We start from the raw sequence: 17,596 nt of genomic DNA, 5'->3' as shown, positions 1-17,596 counted from the left end.
GGCCCTTCCCCGAGGAGATGGCCGGGCTCACCAGCCCGCTCGCGCCCGGCGACAGCCGACGCTGGCGCCTCCTTCCGCCGCGGACCGCCGCGGGCTGCAGGCCGGGTTCAGCGTGGCCGTCGTTGCACGACGCCGGCGAGCACCGCGGTCACCAGTTTGTCGACGGTCGCCGTGGTCGGCGGGCCGGAGTCACGGTCCGCGAACAGGAGGTGCCCGCCTCCGACCAGGGAGAGGGTGAGCGAGTCGATGTCGGCGTCGGCCGCGATGCGGCCCCGTGCGCGCTCGTCGGCCAGGTAAGCGGAGACCGCGGTCGTGACCTGCTCGAGGATCGCGATGCCGCCCCCGGGCCGGGCTTGCCGCAACCGCGCACGCAACCCGTCCCGGAAGGTGACGAGCGGGATGATCGCCACGGGAACCGGTCCGAACAGGCTGGTCAGCGCGCTGGTGAGGTTGTCGGCCACGGTGCCGGTGCCGGCGGCCGCGCGCAGCGCCTGCGCCTGCGTCTCCAGCTGCGCGGCCCGGTCGAGCACGAGCTCGGCGAGGAAAGCGTCGAAATCGGTGAAGTGCCGGTGCAGCACGCCCTTGGCGCAGCCCGCCTCGTCGGTGACGGCCCGGCTGGTCAGCCCGTTCGGGCCGTCCCGCAGCAGCACGCGTTCGGCGGCGTCGAACAACTGCTGCCGCGCGTCGCGAAGGTGTACCCCGGTCGGCACGCGACGGATCCTCTCGTACGTCGGACTCCAGGCGCCCATTGGCATGTGGGCGCTTGCCCACTAAAGTGAACGCATGCCCACTTTACCGCGAGAGCAACCGGACCCGGCACAGTCGCATCAGGCACGGCGGACGGCCGAATCGTTCGGCACGGACGCGCAGCGCTACGACCGGGCCCGCCCCGGATACCCCGATGACCTGGTGACGCGTATCGTCGCCGGGAGCCCGGGGCCCGACGTGCTCGACGTCGGCTGCGGCACCGGCATCGCGGCCCGCCAGTTCCGGGCCGCCGGTTGCGCCGTGCTCGGCGTCGAGCCGGATCCCCGGATGGCCGACTTCGCACGCGCCCGCGGCCTGCGGGTCGAGGTGGCGACCTTCGAGGCCTGGGAACCGGCCGGCCGAGCGTTCGACACGTTGATCGCCGCCCAGTCGTGGCACTGGGTGGATCCGGTCGCCGGCGCCGTGAAGGCGGCCGAGGTGCTGCGTCCGAACGGGCGCCTGGCGATCTTCGGGCACGTATTCGAGCCGCCCGCCGAGGTGGCCGAGCCGTTCGCGGCCGCCTACCGCCGGGTGGCGCCCGACTCCCCGTTCGCCGACCAGCCGGCGCGACGTCCGCTGGAGACGTACCGAGCGGGGTACGCGAAGATCGCCGACAGGATCCGCGAGACCGAGCGGTTCAGCGACCCGGAACAGTGGCGATTCGACTGGGAGCGGTCCTACACGCGCGACCAATGGCTGGACCTGCTCCCCACCACCGGCGGCCTCACCCGGCTCCGTCCCGACCAGCTGGCCGAGACACTGGACGCGGTCGGCCGTGCCATCGACGCTCTGGGCGGCCGCTTCACGATGCGCTACACCACTTTGGCGACCACCGCCGTACGCGTCGGCGCCCCCTGATCCGCTGCCGCGCGGTCGCGCAGGCCCGTGCCCGGTGCTCGTCCTCGGACGGGCCCGGGCCGCGCGGCGGACGCAGGCCCCCGGCAGCTCGGGGACTGCAAGGAACACCGGCCGGGCACGGTGCTGTGGTGCCGCACGGACGACGGGAAGCGGGCCACGTCCTCGCCCCGGACACCGAAGCCGCCCGCGCCGGCCGGTTCACCGCGGCGTCCATGCACCGGGCGTCGAACAGTACGAAGGCGTCGAGGACCGGCCCGGGGCGCCGGTCCTCCGCGGCCCCGACTCGGCCGGGGCTCCGCCCGCGGGGCCCTCGCCGGCGTGCTGCCTGCGCGCGAGGCCCGCGGCCCGGCTGTAGTGCGCAGGCACCAGGACGCGTGCGCGGCTGGTGCGGGAGCACCAGAAAAAGACGGTGACGGGAGACGATGCCCCGCGGGGGCGCCGGAGGGAACCGTGGGAGGCGCGCGCATCTCGCGCGTTCCCCCTGCCCGACGACGCCTGGAGTGATCGCTGAATGATGGAAAGAACGTCTCCCCCCGAAGCCGCGGTCTCCCCGGTCCGCACCGGGAGGCTGTGGATCGGTGCCCTCGGCATCCTGGCGCTCGCCCTCGGCGCCCTGCAGTCCGTGGTGGAGCCCGCTCTGCCGCTGCTGCAACGCGAGCTGGGGGTCAGCCCCGCAGAAGGGGCCCTGGTCGGCAACGCGTTACTCGTCACCGGCGCGGTCATCGCCCCCGTCGCGGGCAAGCTCGGCGACCGTCACGGCGGGAAGCGGGTGCTGGTCCGGCTGATGGCCGTGGTCTCGGTGGGCGGCCTGCTGGCCGGCCTGGCGCCGAACCTGCCGATGCTGCTGCTCGGTCAGATATTGCAGGGCGCCATGGTGGGTGCGCTGCCCCTCTCCTTCATCCTGGTGCGCACCCACCTGGCCGCAGGGACGTCACAGGCGGCGATCGGACTGGTCGTCGCGCTGTTCACGGGCGGCGGCATCGTGGGAACGGCGATGGCCGGGCCGATCGCCGAAGCACTGTCCTGGCAGTGGATGTTCACGCTGCCGACGCTCGCGGTCATCGCGGCGACGTCGGCCGTCGCGCTGCTGATGCCGCATGATCCGCCGGTCCGGTCGGCCCCGGGGATCGACTGGCCCGGCGCGGTTCTGCTCAGCGGCACGCTGCTCGCGTTCATGCTCGGGCTGGTGACGGTGACGGGGGACGGCGGCCTGCCGCCGCTCGCGGTCGGTGCCCTCGCGGTGGGCGCGGCCGCCCTCGCCACCGGATGGGTCGCCGTGGAGCGCCGGGCAGCCTCACCGATGGTCGATCTCCGCATGCTGGCTAAGCCCGCGATGTGGCATGCGTGCGTGCTCACCCTCGTCATCACCACCGGTTACGGGATGGTGACCCTCCTGCTGCCGCAGTTGTTCGGGGTGTCCGCCGACGGGTACGGCTTCGGAGCCGGCACCACCGAGATCGGACTGCTCCTGCTGCCCGGCGTCCTCGCCGGGGCGGTCAGCGATTCGGTCGGCGGGATCGCGGCGCGGCGTTTCGGTCCGCGTGCCGTGGTCGTCGCGGGCGCCGTCGTCACGGCGGCCACGATGATCGCCCTGGCCGCGCTGCACAGCGCGGAATGGCAGCTCGCCCTCGCGAAGGCGCTGACCGCGTTCGCCGCCGGCGTCGGTACCACGGCGCTGCTCGCCGGCACCGCCACCGCCGTCGAGGCCGAGGACGTCGGCATCGCCACCGGCCTGCTCGTGGTGACGCGCGTGATCGGCGCCGCCCTGGGCGCCCAGGGCGCGGGCGCGATCCTCGTCGCCGGGGTCGATCCGACGACGGGCCAGCCGGCCGAATCGGCCTTCGTCACAGGGTTCGCCGTCGCCGGCGTCGTCGCCGCGCTGTCACTGCTCGTCGTCCGTGTCACGAGAAGAGGAGCCCAGGCATGACACCCACCGGTCCGTCGAAGGACGTGACTGCCGGCGCGAAGCGTGACGTGCTGATCTGCGGAGCCGGTATCTCCGGGCCCGCGCTGGCGTACTGGCTGCACCGGGCCGGATGCGCGGTCACCGTGGTGGAGAAGGCGGGATCGGCGCGCGACGGTGGCTACCCGATCGACGTCCGCGGTACCGCGACGGAGGTGGCCCGGCGGATGGGGATCCTGCCGCAGCTGAGGGAGGCGCACATCGACTCGCGCCGCTGCACCTTCCTCGACGCCGACGGCGGCACGGTGGCCTCGGTCGCCCCGCGCGTCGTCGCCGGCGCCGTCGAGGGACGGGACCTGGAGGTGCGGCGCGGAGATCTGGCCGCGATCCTCCGCGCGGTGGTCCGCGACGACGTGGAATTCCTGTTCGGCGACTCCATCGACACCCTCGACCAGTCCGAACGAGGAGTCGACGTCGCTTTCCGCAGCGGGCGACGGCGCACGTTCGACCTGGTGGTCGGCGCCGACGGCATGCACTCGGCCACCCGGAAGTCCCTGTTCGGCCCCGAGGAACAGTTCCACCGCCCCCTCGGCCACTGCTTCGCCGTGTTCACCATGCCGAACACCTTCGGGCTCTCCCACGAACTGGTGCTGTGGAACACCCCGGGCAGGGCCGCGGCCCTCTACGCCGTCGGGGACGACGCCGAGCTGCACGCCTTGCTGGCCTTCCACCGGCCGCACCCGCCGGTCGACGCCCTCCGGGACCCCGACGCCCAGCGGGACCTGGTCGCCCGGGTCTTCGCCGGCGCGGGATGGGAGGTCCCCGGCATGGTCGACGCCCTGCGCGACGCGGACGACCTGTTCTTCGACACGGCCGGTCAGATCCGCATGCCCCACTGGTCCAGCGGCCGCGTCGCGCTCGTCGGCGACGCCGCGTACGCACCCTCGTTCCTCACCGGACAAGGTTCCAGCCTGGCGCTGGTCGGCGCCTACATGCTCGCCCACGCCCTGGCCACGAACCGGGACCACACGGCCGCCTTCGCCGCCTACGAACGCGGCCTCCGCCCCTTCGTGGCCGTGAACCAGGCACTGGTCGACAACGGCACGACCACGCTCCTCCCCACCACGGCGCGGGCCCTGGAGCAACGCAACACCCTGCTGCGCGCCCTCGGCACCATGCCCGCCGCGCCGGCACGACCGGCCTATTCAGCCCTTGCGCTGCCCGGATTCGCCCCGGTGCCGTGACTGCGGCAGGCGGTCGGTGCCGCCGTCGGGGGCGATGTGGGCCAGACCCGTCCGGTAGGCGACGACGACGAGTTGCGCCCGGTCGCGGGCCCCCAGTTTCGTCATGGCGCGCTGCACATGGGCGCGGACGGTGAAGGGGCTGAGGGACATCCGCTCGGCGATCTCCTGGTTGGACAGGCCGGTCGCGACCAGCGCCACCATCTCGCGTTCGCGCGGGGTGAGCACGGCGAGCTCCTCAGCACGGCGCGACGGGGCGTCCTGCGGTGTGGCCAGGAAACGGGCGACCAAGGAGCGGGTCGCGGCCGGGGACAGCAGGGTGTCGCCGCCGGCGATCGTCCGCACGGCGTCCGCCAGGTCCCCGGCCCCGATGCCCTTGCCGATGAAGCCGCCGGCCCCCGCGCGCAGCGCCCGGGCGACGTACTCGTCGGTCTCGTACGTGGTGAGGATCAGGATGCGGCTGGCCCGCAGTTCCGGGTCGGCGCAGATCTCCGCCGTGGCGGTGAGGCCGTCCACCCCGGGCATCCGGATGTCCATGACCACCACGTCCGGGCGCAGTTCCCGGGTGAGCCGCACCGCCTCCCGGCCGTCGCCGGCCTCCCCGACCACGGTGATGTCGTCGGCGCTGTCGAGCAGCATCCGGAAGGCGCCGCGCAGCAGGGCCTGATCGTCGGCGAGCAGCACCCGGAGCGTCACGGCGCACCCCCGGCCTCTGCGTCGCCCGCCGCCGCGTCGGCCGTCCGCTCCCCGACCGCTCCGTCGGCCGTCCGCGTCGTGTCCTCGGCGGGCGGGAGGGGCAGCTCGGCGGAGACGAGGAAGCCGCCCTCCGGGCGCCCGCCCGCGAAGAGGCGTCCCCCGACCGCGGCGGCACGCTCGCGCATCCCGATCAGACCGTGACCGGGCGGGCGGTCCGGGACCGGGGAGGCGACCGGCCCCGTGGACGCGGACGGCGCCGTACGGGAGCCCTTCCCGTCGTCGGCGATCGTGATGGTCACGCGATCACGGCTCCAGTCGAGGCGCACCCGGGCGTCGCCGGGGCCGGCGTGCTTGGTCACGTTGGTCAGGGCCTCCTGGACGATGCGGTAGGCGGTGAGGTCCACCCCGGGCGGCAGCGGTCTGGCCGTGCCCTCCTGGTGCACCGACACCTCCAGTCCCGCGCGGCGGAAGGAGTCGAGGAGCGCGGGAAGTCGGGACAGCCCGGGCGCCGGCTCGGCGGGCGCGGCCGCGTCCCCGGACTGACGCAGCAGGCCGACCGTGGCGCGCAGTTCGTCGAGCGCGTGGCCGGTGGTCTCGATAAGTTCCGTCAGGCTCTTGCGGGTCTGCTCCGGGCGGGCGTCGAAGAAGTGGGCGGCGACCGTGGCCTGCGCGTTGGCCAGGGTGATCTGATGGGCCACCAGGTCGTGCAGTTCCCGGGCGATGCGCACCCGTTCCTCGGCCACTCTCCGGCGGGCTTCGCCGTCCCGGCTCTCCTCGGCCCGCCGGGCCCGCTCCTCCACGGCCGCCAGGTAGGCCCGCCGGTTTCGCACCGAGTGCCCGAGCACGCCGGCCACCAGCGGGAAGGCCGCCACCACCGCCATCCTGCTCGCGTCCTTCCACGAGAAGTCCCCGGACAGGGGGGTGACGGTGCCCAGCGCCGCGGAGGCGAGCAACACCGCGCTCGCCGCGCGGCGTTCGGTGCGCGCGGCGAGCGCGTAGGAGTAGGCGGTGATCCCGGCGGGGGCCACGACGAGCGGGGTCATCAGGAGGCCCAGGGGCGGCACCAGCACGCCGACCGCGGTCGTGGCCGCCAGGGCGGCCAGGGGCGCCCGGTGCCGCACGGGCAGCACGGCACAGGACACCACGGCGATGAAACAGGCGGCGGCGGGCGGCGGTGACAGCGTGTCGTCGACCTGCATCATCCCGCCGAGCAGACAGGACGCGAGCGCCGTCGCCGTGATCGCCACCTCACGCCACCACGTGCCGCGCGGCCGCCCACCACCGCTACCCGTGTTCGTCATGGCCGGCTCAGCCCCGGCCGGCGGGGAGCCGCTGCATCATCACGTCCGGCCCGGTCGCGAAGACCGGCATGCGCCGGCGCAGTGCCTCACCCTCGACATCGACATTCGGCAGCACACGGCTCAGGATACGGGGCGGCCACCGGGCCCGGCGGCCGGACGGCGCCGGGAACGGCGAACGCGAGGCCCGCCTCGGCGCGTGCCGCCGGCCGCACCGCCGCACCATCCGGCGCCGTCGCTCCCGGCTCGGGCGGCGCCGCCCGAGCGCTTACGGGGCGGCGTCCCGAGCGACCTCGACCACGCCGGCGCCGGCCGCGCGACCCGTGTCCAGGACCCGGGACCGGGACCCGTCCCCGGAACGCCCGGGCGGTGTCACCGGCCGCCGGTAACGTGACCGCCGTGATGGTGGGAAACGAAGGAACCCGGCTGGTCGTGCTGCGCGGCAACAGCGCCTCGGGGAAGTCGTCCGTCGCGGCCGGCCTCCGCGAGAGGTTCGGCCGCGGCCTCGCCGTGGTCGGCCAGGACAATCTGCGCCGCACCGTGCTGCGCGAGCACGACCGGCCGGGAGCGGCGAACATCGGCCTGATCGACCTGACGGCCCGCTACGCCCTGGACGCCGGCTATCACGTCGTGGTCGAGGGCATCCTCTACGCCGACCACTACGGCGACATGCTCGCGGCGCTGCGTGCCGACCACCGCGGTCCCACCCACGCCTACTACCTGGACGTGCCGTTCGACGAAACCCTCGCCCGGCACGCCACCAAGCCGATCGCCGACGACGTCGACGAGACGCAGCTGCGCGGCTGGTACCGGGAGCGCGATCTGCTGCCCGGCGGCCTCGAGACCGTCATCGGCGCCGACAGCGCCCTGCACGAGACCGTCGACCGCATCATGCTCGACACCGGCCTGGCCCGCCTGCCCGCACCGGACCGCTGACCGGGACCCGGCGCGACGGCCGCCGCGCCGGACCCCGGCCCGCTGGCCGACGCCCCCGGCCGGAGCGGGAGGAAGGGACGGGGACGGGCGGTGCGGCCGGGACCGGGGAGCCGCTCAGCCGGCCCGCGTCATGCGCCGTGCGTCACGCGCACCGCGTCGCCGAACGCCACCCGCGTGCGCGCCCCGTCCGCCCAGACCACCTCGACGGCCGCGTCCCCGGGCACGACCTCGGCGACGGCGTCGGCCAGCGGGCCGGGGCCCGGCGCGGCGGCGAGGACGGCCAGACTGACGTGCAGGGAGGTCCCCGCCGCCGGGCCGGTGAGGCGGGGGACCAGGGCCCAGCGGGCATAGGCGGTGCCCTGCGGGGCGCGTACCGTCTCGGACGCGGTGTCCCAGCCGTGCAGCCCGTGCAGGCCGGAGACCAGGAGCTCGTCGGGGCCGGTGGCCCAGCCGGTCTGGGTGACCCGGGCCCCGGGCGGCGCCCCGGTCACCCGGTGCACCCGCACCTCGTAGGGCCCCCGCGCCACCGTCACGCTCTCCACCCGCAGCCCCGGCACCATCGGGGGCCCGTCGGTGAAGACGGGCCGGTGCCAGGACGCCGCCCAGCCCCAGCCGTCGCCGTGCCCCGCCCCGAGCGGATGGACACGGCGCCGGACGCTGTGCCGGCCGGCCACCTCGACCGACAGATGGTTGTCCGCCACGTTCCGCACGGCCGTCGGGCCGGTCCTGGTCGAGTAGGCCTGGCGGCCGTAGTGCGGATCGTCCTCGGCGGCGGACTCGCCCTCGTGGGGGCGCACGTGGTCGCTGCCGTGGTTGTGCAGCCGGACGATCCCGTCCTCCCGCGTCGCCTGCACCAGCAGCCCAGGCACGGGCAGTGCCAGCGTCCGGTCCTCCTCCTCCACCGGCGCGGGCTCCTCCGTGGCCGTCCACAGCGGATGGCCGGCGGGCGCCAGCAGGGAGACGAACGCCTTCGACGCCCAGTACGGGGAAGCCGGGCCCGAGTACGGCTGCAGCGTGGCCTCGTGCGGGCCGTGCCAGCCCAGGCTCAGCAGGCCGTCGTCCGTCAGCGCGCCGCGCTCGGTGAAGTAGCGCAGACTGCCGCTGGCCAGTCGGCGGGAGGCGCCCGGCGTCAGCGGGGTGTGCCCGGTCAGCGCGCCCAGGCTCACCGCGGCGGAGGCGGCGAAGCGGTACGTCAGGGACCGGCCGAAGTGCAGGGGCGCACCGTCGGCCCCGAACAGCAGGCCGAAGCCGGCCAGGTGGGCGCGCAGCCGGGCGCCGTACCGCTCCAGGGCCTCGGCGTCACCGGCGAGATGGGCGTCCAGCACCGGGTACAGGTGCAGCGCCCAGCCGTTGTAGTGGTCGAAGGCGCGCCCGTCCCCGTCGGCGTACCAGCCCTCGCCCCGGTACCAGCCCTCCAGCAGCTCCAGCGCCCGCTGCCGGGCCGCCGCCGTCTCGGCGTCGCCGCGGCCCACCGACTCCAGGAACCCGGCGACCGTGTAGGGGAACAGGTACCAGTTGTTGGGTGCGGGCGTGTGCCGGAGCGCCCCGCGCAGCCACGCCTCCGCCCGGTCCTTGACGTCCGCGTCGAGGTGCTCCCACAGCCAGGGCGCGGTCAGCCTGAGCCCCAGGGCGACCGACGCGGACTCCACCATCGGCTGGCCCTGCACGTCGTGGTCGAGGATCAGGGGCCAGGACTCGGTGTCGTCCCGCCCCGGGGAGCGGGTGCCCGAGGCGAGGCCGCGGGCGTAGCGGTCGAGCAGGCCGTGCGGATCGGCGCCGCCGGCGCCCGCCACCCGGAACGCCGCAGCGAGGAACGTCCGCGCGTACCCCTCCAGGCCGTCGGAGCGCACGCCCGACCGGGACGGCCGCCCGGGCAGGTCGAGCAGGGCGCAGCCGGGGGTGCTCCAGCGCCAGGCGGCGGCCAGCAGCCCGTCGGCCACCGCTTCCCAGTGGGCGCGGGTGTACCCGGTGTACGGGCTGGACACGCGGTCCTCGGCGGGCAGGTCGAAGGGGATGCTCATGCGAGGAAGGCCAGCCTTTCGCGTCGTACGGGATGGAGGAAGCCGGAGCCGGACGCCCACCGGGCGGTCTCGGCGAGCGCGAGGTCGGCCAGGCGGCGCCACTCGTTGCCCTGGGAACCGGCGAGGTGGGGGGTGATCAGCGCGTTGTCGCACTCCCAGAGGGGGTGGTCCGGTGGCAGCACCTCGGGATCGGTCACGTCGAGGACCGCCCGGATGCGTCCCGCCAGGACGGCCTCGGTGAGCGCCTCCTGGTCGACGACCGCCCCCCGTGCGGTGTTGATCAGCACCGCGTCGTCCGGCATCGAGCGGATCAGGTCGCGGCTGACCAGACCGCGTGTCCGCGGCAGCAGCGGCGTGTGCACGCTGACGGTGTCGCAGCGCGCGAACAACTCCGGCAGCCCGACGCGTTCGGCGCCCAGAGCGGCGGCTTCCGCGTCGTCGACGTACGGGTCGTACAGCAGGACGTCGAGGTCGTGCGGGCGCAGCAGTTCGATGACCCGGCGGCCGATCAGCGACGCGGACAGGATGCCGACGGTGCGGCGGTGGTTGCCGACGGTGCGCGGGGTGCGCAGCCAGTCGTCCCGCGACCTCGACGCGCGGTAGTCGCGGGCCCGTTCCAGGACCCGCTTGCCGGTGAGCAGGATCATGCCGAGCGTGTACTCCGCCACCGGCACGGCGTTGGCCGCGGCGGCGGAGGACACCTCGATGCCGCGCTCCCAGCAGGCGTCGGTGACATGCCCGCGCACACTGCCCGCGGTGTGGACGACCGCCCGCAGCCGGGGCGCCGCCCGCAGCACCTCCGCGTCCAGCGGCGGGCAGCCCCAGCCGGTGATCAGCAGGTCCACGTCGGCCAGCACGGACCGCGCGCGGGGCGTGGTCAGCTCGTCCAGCACCGGCGGCGGGGCGAGGTCGCAGACCGTGCGGAAAGCACGGAGCGTCTCGGGGTCGAGGACGGCCCCGGCGGCGTCCCGGGACATGGCCACGGCCGCCCGGGGACGGAAACCGGGACCGGGGCCGCGGGGGGTCACTTGACGGCTCCGGCGGTCAGCCCGCTGCGCCAGAAACGCTGGAGCAGGACGAAGGCGAGGATGAGCGGGACGACGGCGAGCAGCGACCCGGTGATGACCACGGGGTAGTACTCCGGTGACACCGACGCGGCGCTGTTCCACTGGTACAGGCCGAGGCTGACGGGATACAGGCTCTGGTCGGACAGCATCACCATGGGCAGGAAGAAGTTGTTCCAGATGGCGGTGAGCTGGAAGAGGAACACGGTGACCAGGCCGGGCCCGAGCATCCGCAGCGCCACTCTGGCATATGTGGTCAGCTCCCCCGCGCCGTCGACCCGCGCCGCCTCCAGCACCTCGTCGGGCACATAGCCCCGGGCGAAGATCCGGCCGAGGTAGACGCCGAACGGGTTGAACAGCACCGGGACGAACACCGCCCAGAAGGTGTTGACCAGGCCGGCCTCGGAGGCCATGAGGTACAGCGGCAGCGCGAGCACGGTCTGCGGCACCATCACCGCCGCCAGCACCAGGCCGAACAGCTTCTCCTTGTGGCGGAAGCGGTACTTGTCGAAGGCGTAGCCGCAGGCGACGCTCAGCAGGGCGCCGACCGCGGCGCCGAGCACCGCGTACAGCAGGCTGTTGACGTACCAGCGGCCGTACAGCCCGCCGTCCATGGCGAACAGGTCCCGCAGGTTCTGCGCGAAGGAGAAGCCGCTCGGCGACAGCAGGTCGCTGCGGAACAGCGCGTCCCGGTCCTTGGTGGCGGCGAGCACCAGCCACGCCACGGGCAGCAGCGTGTAGAGGACGAAGACCGCGACGACCGCGTTGACCGTCGTGACGCTCAGCAGCCTCGGCCGCCGCGGGGCGTTGCCGGCGGCGCTCATCGGGCCTCCTCGGCGGTGTCGGCGCGGCTGGTGAGGCGGGTCACGCCGTAGGACAGGGCGATGGTGCACACCAGCAGGACGACCGAGGCCGCCGCCGCCAGGCTGTAGTTGTTGCGGGTGAACGCCGCGTCGTAGATGTACATGCTCGGCGAGAACCGGGAGTTGATCATCGGTGAGGACTGGCTGAGCAGCATCGGCTCGGTGAACAGCTGCAGCGCCCAGATCAGCGTGAAGATCGACACCATCACGATGGAGGCGCGCACCAGCGGCGTCTTGACCTGGAGCGCGGTGCGCACCGGGCCCGCGCCGTCCACCACCGACGCCTCGATCACCTCGCGGGGCACGGCCTGCAGGGCGGCGTAGAAGACCACCATGTTGTAGCCGAGGTTGCTCCACAGGGCGATGTTCACGATGGACGGGACGACCGTGTGGACGCCCAGGAAGTCGACGGTGATGTCGGCCCGGGCGAACAGGTCGATCACCGGGCTGATGCCGGGGGTGTACAGGTACAGCCAGATCAGCGCCGCGATGATGCCGGGCACGGCGTGCGGCAGGAACAGGCCGAGCTGGGCGAGGGCACGCAGCCGGACCATGCCGGAGTCCAGCAGCAGGGCGAGAGCGAGCGCGCCGACGACCATCAGGGGCAGGTAGACCAGGCAGTACAGGGCGACGGTGCCGAGGCCGCCGAGGAAGGTCGGATCGGTCAGCACGGCCGCGTAGGAGCGCAGGCCGACGAAGACGGTGCGCTCGGGGCCGAAGCCGAGGCCGGGCTGGTCGTCGCTGTAGAGACTGAGGTGGACGGCCGTGCCGACGGGGATCAGGAAGACGGTGAGCAGCAGGGCGAAGAACGGCGTCATGAGCACGCCGCAGGCGGTCAGCCGACGGCGCCGGGCGGCTCTGCGGGCACGCAGGCCGGCCGGGGAGGGGGCCGGGGGAGCGGGGCACGGCGTGCCGGTCGGCACCCGCCGGTGGGTGGTCGCGGTCATGGGGTGTCACCTGCCTTTCGACGGCTCAGGTGCTGTGCTGGGTGGTGGACAGGCCGAGGGCCTTCAGGTCGGGCATGGTGCCCTCCTGGGCCGCCCGCAGGGACCCGACGAGGGTGCCCTGACCGCCGCCGACACGGGCGAAGGAGTCCTGCATGACTTTCTGGGTGGCGCTCATCCGCGGCCCCCAGACCCAGCCCGCGCCGATCTTCTCGGCCTCCTGCTCGAACAGGGCGTAGATGTCCTGCCCGCCGTAGTACGACCGGTCGAACGCCTCGCGCCCGACGGGGACCAGGCCGGGCGCGGCCGGGTACTGGCTGCTGGTGCCGCTGGACAGGCGGGCGCGCAGGGCGTCGGGGTGGGAGACCTGCCAGGCGATGAACTCCATCGCGGCCTCGGGATGGCGGCTGTCCTTGGTGACGGCGAAGGTGGAGCCGCCGTGCGTGCCGACGGCCGGGCGGCCGGGATCCCACTGCGGCAGCGGGGCGATCCGCCACCGGCCCTTCTGACCGGGCCGCGCGTTCATCTGCGCGCCGGCGTCCCAGGCGCCGCTGAGCCGGGTGAGCACCAGGCCGTTGCCGATCTGCGCGTCCGCCTGCCGGCTCTCCACGGCGTTCACGAACACCTCGTCCCGGTCGATCAGCCGCTGCCAGTAGTGCGCGACCTTACGGGAGGGCGCGTCGGCGAGCGAGACGTTCCAGGCGCCGCCGGCGGTGTCGAACCACCGGGCGCCGGCCTGCCAGGCGTAGGCCGCGAACTGGGTCATCCCGTCGGTCGGGAAGAGCGCCAGGCGCCGGCCGGGCGCCTTGCGGCGCACCACGCGCGCCTGTTCGGCGAACTCGTCCCAGGTGCGCGGCACCGTGAGTCCGTAGCGGTCGAACAGGTCGGCCCGGTAGTGCATCACCATCGGCTCGACGTCGAGCGGCACGCTGAAGATCCGGCCCTCGAAGGTGGTCAGTCCGAGCGCCTGCGGCAGCAGTGCGCGGCGCAGGCCGTCGGGGACCAGGTCGGTGATGTCCCGGGCCACACCGTCGATGGCGTACCCCGGGACCTGCGGATACTCGATCGTGGCGATGTCGGGGGCGTTGCCGGCCCGGGCCGCGTTGCTGAGCTTGGCGTAGCCGCCCTGCCCGCCGGAGGGGATCTGCTGGAAGTCGACCTGGATGCGGTCGTGGGTGCGGTTGAACGCGTCGACCACCTCCTGGCTGCCGCGCAGGGCGGACCAGAAGGTGATGCGCGTGGTTCTGCTCCTGCTGCCACGCGACCGGCCGTCACGTCCGGCGCTGCAGGCGCTCACGGCTCCTGACAGCGGTACGGCGGCCATCGCGGCGAGCACGGATCGACGGCTGCGTCGACCGGGCATGGCGCCTCCCGGGGCTCCTGCGTGTCGTCGTCCCCGACACGGCTCTTCGGGACAGGGGAATCCTGAACTCCCGGGAACAAGCGGTCAATAGATCGCTCAGAAGAAAATGAAACGATCAAACGCTCACACGGTCGGCGTGCCCGTCGAACCCCGCACCGTCAGGCGCGGCAGCAACTCCACCCGCCGGACGGACCGGCCGCCCGGCGCGCCGGACAGCCGCTGCAGCAGCAGCTCCGCGGCCACCCGTCCCACCTCGGCCTTCGGCGGGGAGACGGCGGTCAGCGGCGGCGCGCCGAGACCGGCCACCACATCGTCGTAGGCCACCACCGAGCAGTCCTGCGGGACCCGCACCCCCTCGTCCGCCAGCCGCTGGACGATCATCAGGGCGTCCACGTCGCCGTGCAGCACCATCGCGGTCGCGCCCACCTCGCGCAACAGCGCCGGCAACTGGGCGGTCTCGTCCGCGGCGTACGGTCCCCCGGCCCCGGCCTCCGGCGCGCTCAGCGCCCACGCCCACCACTCCACCAGCGGATGCTCCCCGGCGATCCCGGTGAAGGCGGTGCGCAACGAGCGCGCGGTGGGACTGTCGTCGCGCGTCGCGAACACCAGGCGCCGATGACCGAGGCCCACCAGGTGCTCGACGGCCAGATGCGCGCCGTACCAGTGGTCCGAGCACACGGAGTCCAGGGCCTGCGCCGCGCTGCCGCGCCGCGGGCGGCGCTCCATCAGCACCGTCGGTACCGTCAGCTCGGCGAGCCAGCCCTCGTCGGCCTCCTCGTCGGCCCGGCTGCGCCACCGCGGGGCGAGCAGCAGCCCGCGTGCCCCGTCGGCGAGCGCCCGCTCCACCAGCGGCCGTTCGGCGCCGGGCACCTGCGGAGCGATGTGCAGGGCGATGCGCAGCCCGGCCTCCTCCAGCACCGTGCGGGCGCCGTGCAGGGTCTCGGTCAGATACGAGTGCCGCTCCGGGACCACCACGGCCACCCGGTCGCCGGGCGCGGCGCCGGCCCGGGCGGGCACCTCCTCGGCGGGCAGCGTCGAACGGACGACGCCGTGACCGCGGCGCAGCCGGCCCGCGCGGGTCAGCTCCTCCACGTCCCGGCGCACGGTCACCACCGAGACCTGCAGCTCCTCGGCGAGATCACGTACCCGTGCGGCGCCGCGTGCCTGCACCGCGGCCAGAATCCGCTGACGCCTGAGATCGACCGGCTCCCGCATCGAGCCTCCCGCCCGAGAATGTTCGTTTGAACGATAAGCGTCATCCTATCGATCGTCCGGATGGCGGGATCACGGACCGGGACCGGCGGCCCGGGGCGATCCGCTCGAAGCCCCCTGGCCCCGGCGTTCGGAAGCGCCCGGTACGGAGCCGCGATCGTGATCGGCGCGGGGGCGACGAGCGCCGGCTGCCCGGCGGTCGGCCGGCCCGCCTCCTTCCCGTCCCCGGGGCGTCGTCGCCCGGATCGAAGCGGCGGCGCCGGGACGGACTCGGACGCGCCGCGCCGACATCGCCGCGGAGGCCCGGCCGGCCCGCTCCCGAGGAGGCCCTGCCCAGCATTGCGAAGCGGCGCACCGGGGCGGCGTCCGACCGTCCCGCCGGCGTCGAACGCCCCCCGCCGCCCGGAGACCGGGCGGCGTCTGCAACCGGAGAGGGAGACGGCGTTCCTGCCGATGGTGGACGTCCCATGCGGACAATGACGAGATGCTGTCGGACATGACCACACCCGCTCCCTCACCGTCCCTCCCGTACCACCGGCTGGCCCGCCTCACCGGCCGCCACCGGTGGTGGCGGCCGCTGCTGGGCCTGCTGCTGGTGCTCGGCGGCTGGATACTCGGCGTCGGCTTCGTCGACGCCGTCACCTACGCCGTCGGCAAGGCATCGGGCCGGCCGGAACTGCCCGACGGCTCGGTGGACTTCGGCCCGCTGCCCACCACCGCGCTGGAACTGTCGTACATCGCCTTCCTGCTGCCCCTGGTCCTGCTGGCCGTACGCTGGACGGAGCGCAGGCCGGCCGGCAGCGTCTCGTCGGTGGCCGGCCGACTGCGCTGGGGCTGGCTGGCGCGCTGCCTGGCGGTCGCGGTACCGGCGGTCTCGCTGCTGGCCCTGGCGTCGATGGTGCTGCCCGGCGGTGACCCCGAGTCCTCGGCACCGGCCGAGTGGGTCGGTCTGCCGGCGCTCCTCGTCTCACTGGCCGTGCTGGCGGTGTTCGTGCCGTTCCAGGCGGCCGCGGAGGAGTACGCGTTCCGCGGCTGGCTGCTGCAGGCGGTGGGCGGTCTCCTGCGCTCGCCGTGGTGCGCGATGCTGCCGCAGGCGGCGCTGTTCGCCGCCGCGCACGGCTGGGGCACCCCGTGGGGCTTCGCCGACCTGCTGGTGTTCGGCCTGGTGGCGGGGTGGCTGACCGTCCGCACCGGAGGGCTCGAGGCCGCGGTCGCCCTGCACGTGCTCAACAACCTGATGGGCTTCGGAGTCGCCGCCGCGGTCGTCGACGGACTCTCCTCGGACGAGACCGCCGCCGACCTGCCCTGGCAGCTCGCCCTCGTCGACACGGCGATGATCCTGCTCTACGCCGCCGCGGTGCTGTGGCTCGCGCGCCGCAACCCTCCGCAGCGCCTCGCGACCCCCGCCCCGGCGTCCGCGGTCCACCCGTTCGCCGCCTACGCCCCGCCGCAGTACCCGGCGCCGGCCGCGTACCCCGCCCCGCCGCAGTACCCGGCGCCGGCCGCGTACCCCGCCGGGCCGCAGTACCCGGCACCCGTCGCGTACCCCGCCGGGCCGTACACGCCGCCGCCGACCGGAACGTACGGCACCGCGCCCGCACCGTCACCGGGTGACGGGTCCGCCGCACCGGTCGAGCACCCGCCCGCCCACCCCCGGGACGCCTGGCGCCCGCCGCGGTGACCCGCGGCGGCCGAGGAGCCGTGGCCCGGCCCGGCGGCGTCGACGCGGACCTGCAACGACGCCCTTGAGCCGACCGCCCGGAACGGCTCCGCCCCGTACCGGCGCCGTGGCTGCCCTTGACCAGCGGGGCGCAGAAGTCCGTGCACAGGCCGTGGGAGAGGGCGCCGCGGGCGGGCAGCCGGGCCGCCCGGTCGAAAGGAGTGCGAGCGGTGCCGCCGACGCCCTGGTGGCCCTTGTCGGCCCAGCAGTCGATGCCTGCCTCGGCGGGAGCACCGACGACGCCGCGCTCGTGTGCCGCCCGGACGTCCTGGACGGCTCCGGACAGGGCCGGTGATGCCCACGGCGAACGGCCCTTCGGATCGGCGACGATCTGCACGGCCATGCCGTGCTTCCTGTGCTTGCCCGAGTGGAGGGGCCGGTCGGCGGCGATCCGGTCGACAGGCAGAAGCGTCCCGTCCAGAATCGGATACGCGTTCATCGAAGCGGCCCGTACGGCTTCGGCGAGCATGGGTGCGAGGGCGGCCGGAAGTTCGACGGCCTCGGTGACGCGGCGGCAGGCGGTAGCGGTACCGACGCCGGAACCGGCCGCGAGCTGGGGGCAGGTGTGTCCGTTGCGGAGACGGGGGAGGGCGAACAGGGTCTGCCGACCCGCGTTCAGGCGTCGCCATCGGGTGCCGGGAGCGTGACGACGCGCTTGCAGCCGGGCGGACAGGAAGCGAAGGGCGGAGCTGGACACGTCGACACCCGGCGGGTGAACAAGCCCGCAAAG

14 protein-coding genes and 1 pseudogene are annotated in these 17,596 nt (G+C 74.4%); 5 read left to right on the top strand and 10 right to left on the bottom strand.

The window, feature by feature from the left end; all coding sequences use genetic code 11:
- Positions 1 to 107: 107 nt before the first annotated feature.
- The gene (locus tag ACIBAI_RS22080; RefSeq protein ID WP_399036624.1) at positions 108 to 710 is read right to left on the bottom strand and encodes a TetR/AcrR family transcriptional regulator; all 603 of its coding nucleotides are present in this window, start codon (positions 708 to 710) and stop codon (positions 108 to 110) included.
- A 73-nt stretch (positions 711 to 783) separates the two neighbouring features.
- Between ACIBAI_RS22080 and ACIBAI_RS22075 the strand changes: the two genes are divergently transcribed.
- The 3 genes from ACIBAI_RS22075 (at position 784) to ACIBAI_RS22065 (ending at position 4,752) form a co-directional block, all read left to right on the top strand.
- Positions 784 to 1,605 carry a class I SAM-dependent methyltransferase gene (locus ACIBAI_RS22075; protein ID WP_399036623.1) on the top strand — a complete coding sequence of 274 codons (822 nt, stop codon included), beginning with the start codon at positions 784 to 786 and terminating at the stop codon, positions 1,603 to 1,605.
- 514 nt (positions 1,606 to 2,119) lie between these two features.
- Positions 2,120 to 3,532: an MFS transporter gene (locus ACIBAI_RS22070; protein WP_399036705.1), complete on the top strand. Its 1,413-nt coding sequence runs from the start codon at positions 2,120 to 2,122 to the stop codon at positions 3,530 to 3,532.
- Entirely contained in the window at positions 3,529 to 4,752 is a 1,224-nt protein-coding gene (locus ACIBAI_RS22065) for an FAD-dependent monooxygenase (protein WP_399036622.1), read from the top strand. The genes ACIBAI_RS22070 and ACIBAI_RS22065 overlap by 4 nt, the downstream gene beginning before the upstream one ends.
- Here ACIBAI_RS22065 and ACIBAI_RS22060 read toward each other — a convergent pair.
- Entirely contained in the window at positions 4,714 to 5,445 is a 732-nt protein-coding gene (locus ACIBAI_RS22060; RefSeq protein WP_399036621.1) for a response regulator, read from the bottom strand. The two genes, ACIBAI_RS22065 and ACIBAI_RS22060, sit on opposite strands and share 39 nt — an antisense overlap.
- Entirely contained in the window at positions 5,442 to 6,746 is a 1,305-nt protein-coding gene (locus tag ACIBAI_RS22055) for a sensor histidine kinase (protein ID WP_399036619.1), read from the bottom strand. Before ACIBAI_RS22055 ends, ACIBAI_RS22060 begins: the two co-directional genes overlap by 4 nt.
- Before the next feature lie 399 nt (positions 6,747 to 7,145).
- Here ACIBAI_RS22055 and ACIBAI_RS22050 point away from each other — a divergent pair, with 399 nt between their 5' ends.
- Positions 7,146 to 7,679 carry an AAA family ATPase gene (locus tag ACIBAI_RS22050; RefSeq protein WP_399036703.1) on the top strand — a complete coding sequence of 178 codons (534 nt, stop codon included), beginning with the start codon at positions 7,146 to 7,148 and terminating at the stop codon, positions 7,677 to 7,679.
- 128 nt (positions 7,680 to 7,807) lie between these two features.
- Here ACIBAI_RS22050 and ACIBAI_RS22045 read toward each other — a convergent pair whose 3' ends face one another.
- The 6 genes from ACIBAI_RS22045 to ACIBAI_RS22020 all read right to left on the bottom strand — a co-directional run bounded on the left by ACIBAI_RS22045 (position 7,808) and on the right by ACIBAI_RS22020 (position 15,149).
- The gene (locus ACIBAI_RS22045; protein ID WP_399036617.1) at positions 7,808 to 9,700 is read right to left on the bottom strand and encodes a DUF2264 domain-containing protein; all 1,893 of its coding nucleotides are present in this window, start codon (positions 9,698 to 9,700) and stop codon (positions 7,808 to 7,810) included.
- Positions 9,697 to 10,677, bottom strand: a complete 981-nt coding sequence (locus ACIBAI_RS22040) for a hydroxyacid dehydrogenase (RefSeq protein WP_399036701.1) — start codon at positions 10,675 to 10,677, stop codon at positions 9,697 to 9,699. The genes ACIBAI_RS22045 and ACIBAI_RS22040 overlap by 4 nt, the downstream gene beginning before the upstream one ends.
- 47 nt (positions 10,678 to 10,724) lie before the next feature.
- Positions 10,725 to 11,588, bottom strand: coding sequence for a carbohydrate ABC transporter permease (locus ACIBAI_RS22035; protein ID WP_399036616.1), 864 nt, complete (start codon positions 11,586 to 11,588; stop codon positions 10,725 to 10,727).
- Positions 11,585 to 12,574 (bottom strand): carbohydrate ABC transporter permease, encoded by a 990-nt coding sequence (locus ACIBAI_RS22030; RefSeq protein ID WP_399036614.1) that lies wholly within the window; start codon positions 12,572 to 12,574, stop codon positions 11,585 to 11,587. Before ACIBAI_RS22030 ends, ACIBAI_RS22035 begins: the two co-directional genes overlap by 4 nt.
- A gap of 25 nt (positions 12,575 to 12,599) precedes the next feature.
- A complete protein-coding gene (locus tag ACIBAI_RS22025) occupies positions 12,600 to 13,934 on the bottom strand; it encodes an ABC transporter substrate-binding protein (protein ID WP_399036613.1) in 1,335 nt (444 codons plus the stop codon).
- 123 nt (positions 13,935 to 14,057) lie between these two features.
- A complete protein-coding gene (locus ACIBAI_RS22020) occupies positions 14,058 to 15,149 on the bottom strand; it encodes a substrate-binding domain-containing protein (protein ID WP_399036611.1) in 1,092 nt (363 codons plus the stop codon).
- 493 nt (positions 15,150 to 15,642) lie between these two features.
- Here ACIBAI_RS22020 and ACIBAI_RS22015 point away from each other — a divergent pair, with 493 nt between their 5' ends.
- On the top strand, positions 15,643 to 16,827 hold the full coding sequence (locus tag ACIBAI_RS22015) for a lysostaphin resistance A-like protein (protein WP_399036608.1): 1,185 nt from the start codon (positions 15,643 to 15,645) through the stop codon (positions 16,825 to 16,827).
- A gap of 193 nt (positions 16,828 to 17,020) precedes the next feature.
- Here ACIBAI_RS22015 and ACIBAI_RS22010 read toward each other — a convergent pair.
- Positions 17,021 to 17,563: pseudogene (locus tag ACIBAI_RS22010) on the bottom strand (transposase family protein); the annotation flags it as partial.
- Positions 17,564 to 17,596: the final 33 nt, after the last annotated feature.

Origin of the sequence: Streptomyces sp. NPDC051041 (assembly GCF_044456065.1) — a bacterium.
GTDB classification, from domain to species: domain Bacteria; phylum Actinomycetota; class Actinomycetes; order Streptomycetales; family Streptomycetaceae; genus Streptomyces; species Streptomyces glaucus.
This window is presented reverse-complemented; position numbering and strand designations above follow the sequence as displayed.

Excerpts from the sequence above, each read along its gene's own strand:
- ACIBAI_RS22040 (WP_399036701.1), bottom strand. The coding sequence starts at position 10,677 with ATGTCCCGGGACGCCGCCGGGGCCGTCCTCGACCCCGAGACGCTCCGT.
- ACIBAI_RS22075 (WP_399036623.1), top strand. The coding sequence starts at position 784 with ATGCCCACTTTACCGCGAGAGCAACCGGACCCGGCACAGTCGCATCAG.
- ACIBAI_RS22020 (WP_399036611.1), bottom strand. The coding sequence starts at position 15,149 with ATGCGGGAGCCGGTCGATCTCAGGCGTCAGCGGATTCTGGCCGCGGTG.
- ACIBAI_RS22065 (WP_399036622.1), top strand. The coding sequence starts at position 3,529 with ATGACACCCACCGGTCCGTCGAAGGACGTGACTGCCGGCGCGAAGCGT.
- ACIBAI_RS22045 (WP_399036617.1), bottom strand. The coding sequence starts at position 9,700 with ATGAGCATCCCCTTCGACCTGCCCGCCGAGGACCGCGTGTCCAGCCCG.
- ACIBAI_RS22070 (WP_399036705.1), top strand. The coding sequence starts at position 2,120 with ATGGAAAGAACGTCTCCCCCCGAAGCCGCGGTCTCCCCGGTCCGCACC.
- ACIBAI_RS22030 (WP_399036614.1), bottom strand. The coding sequence starts at position 12,574 with ATGACCGCGACCACCCACCGGCGGGTGCCGACCGGCACGCCGTGCCCC.
- ACIBAI_RS22050 (WP_399036703.1), top strand. The coding sequence starts at position 7,146 with ATGGTGGGAAACGAAGGAACCCGGCTGGTCGTGCTGCGCGGCAACAGC.
- ACIBAI_RS22035 (WP_399036616.1), bottom strand. The coding sequence starts at position 11,588 with ATGAGCGCCGCCGGCAACGCCCCGCGGCGGCCGAGGCTGCTGAGCGTC.
- ACIBAI_RS22015 (WP_399036608.1), top strand. The coding sequence starts at position 15,643 with ATGACCACACCCGCTCCCTCACCGTCCCTCCCGTACCACCGGCTGGCC.
- ACIBAI_RS22025 (WP_399036613.1), bottom strand. The coding sequence starts at position 13,934 with ATGCCCGGTCGACGCAGCCGTCGATCCGTGCTCGCCGCGATGGCCGCC.
- ACIBAI_RS22055 (WP_399036619.1), bottom strand. The coding sequence starts at position 6,746 with ATGACGAACACGGGTAGCGGTGGTGGGCGGCCGCGCGGCACGTGGTGG.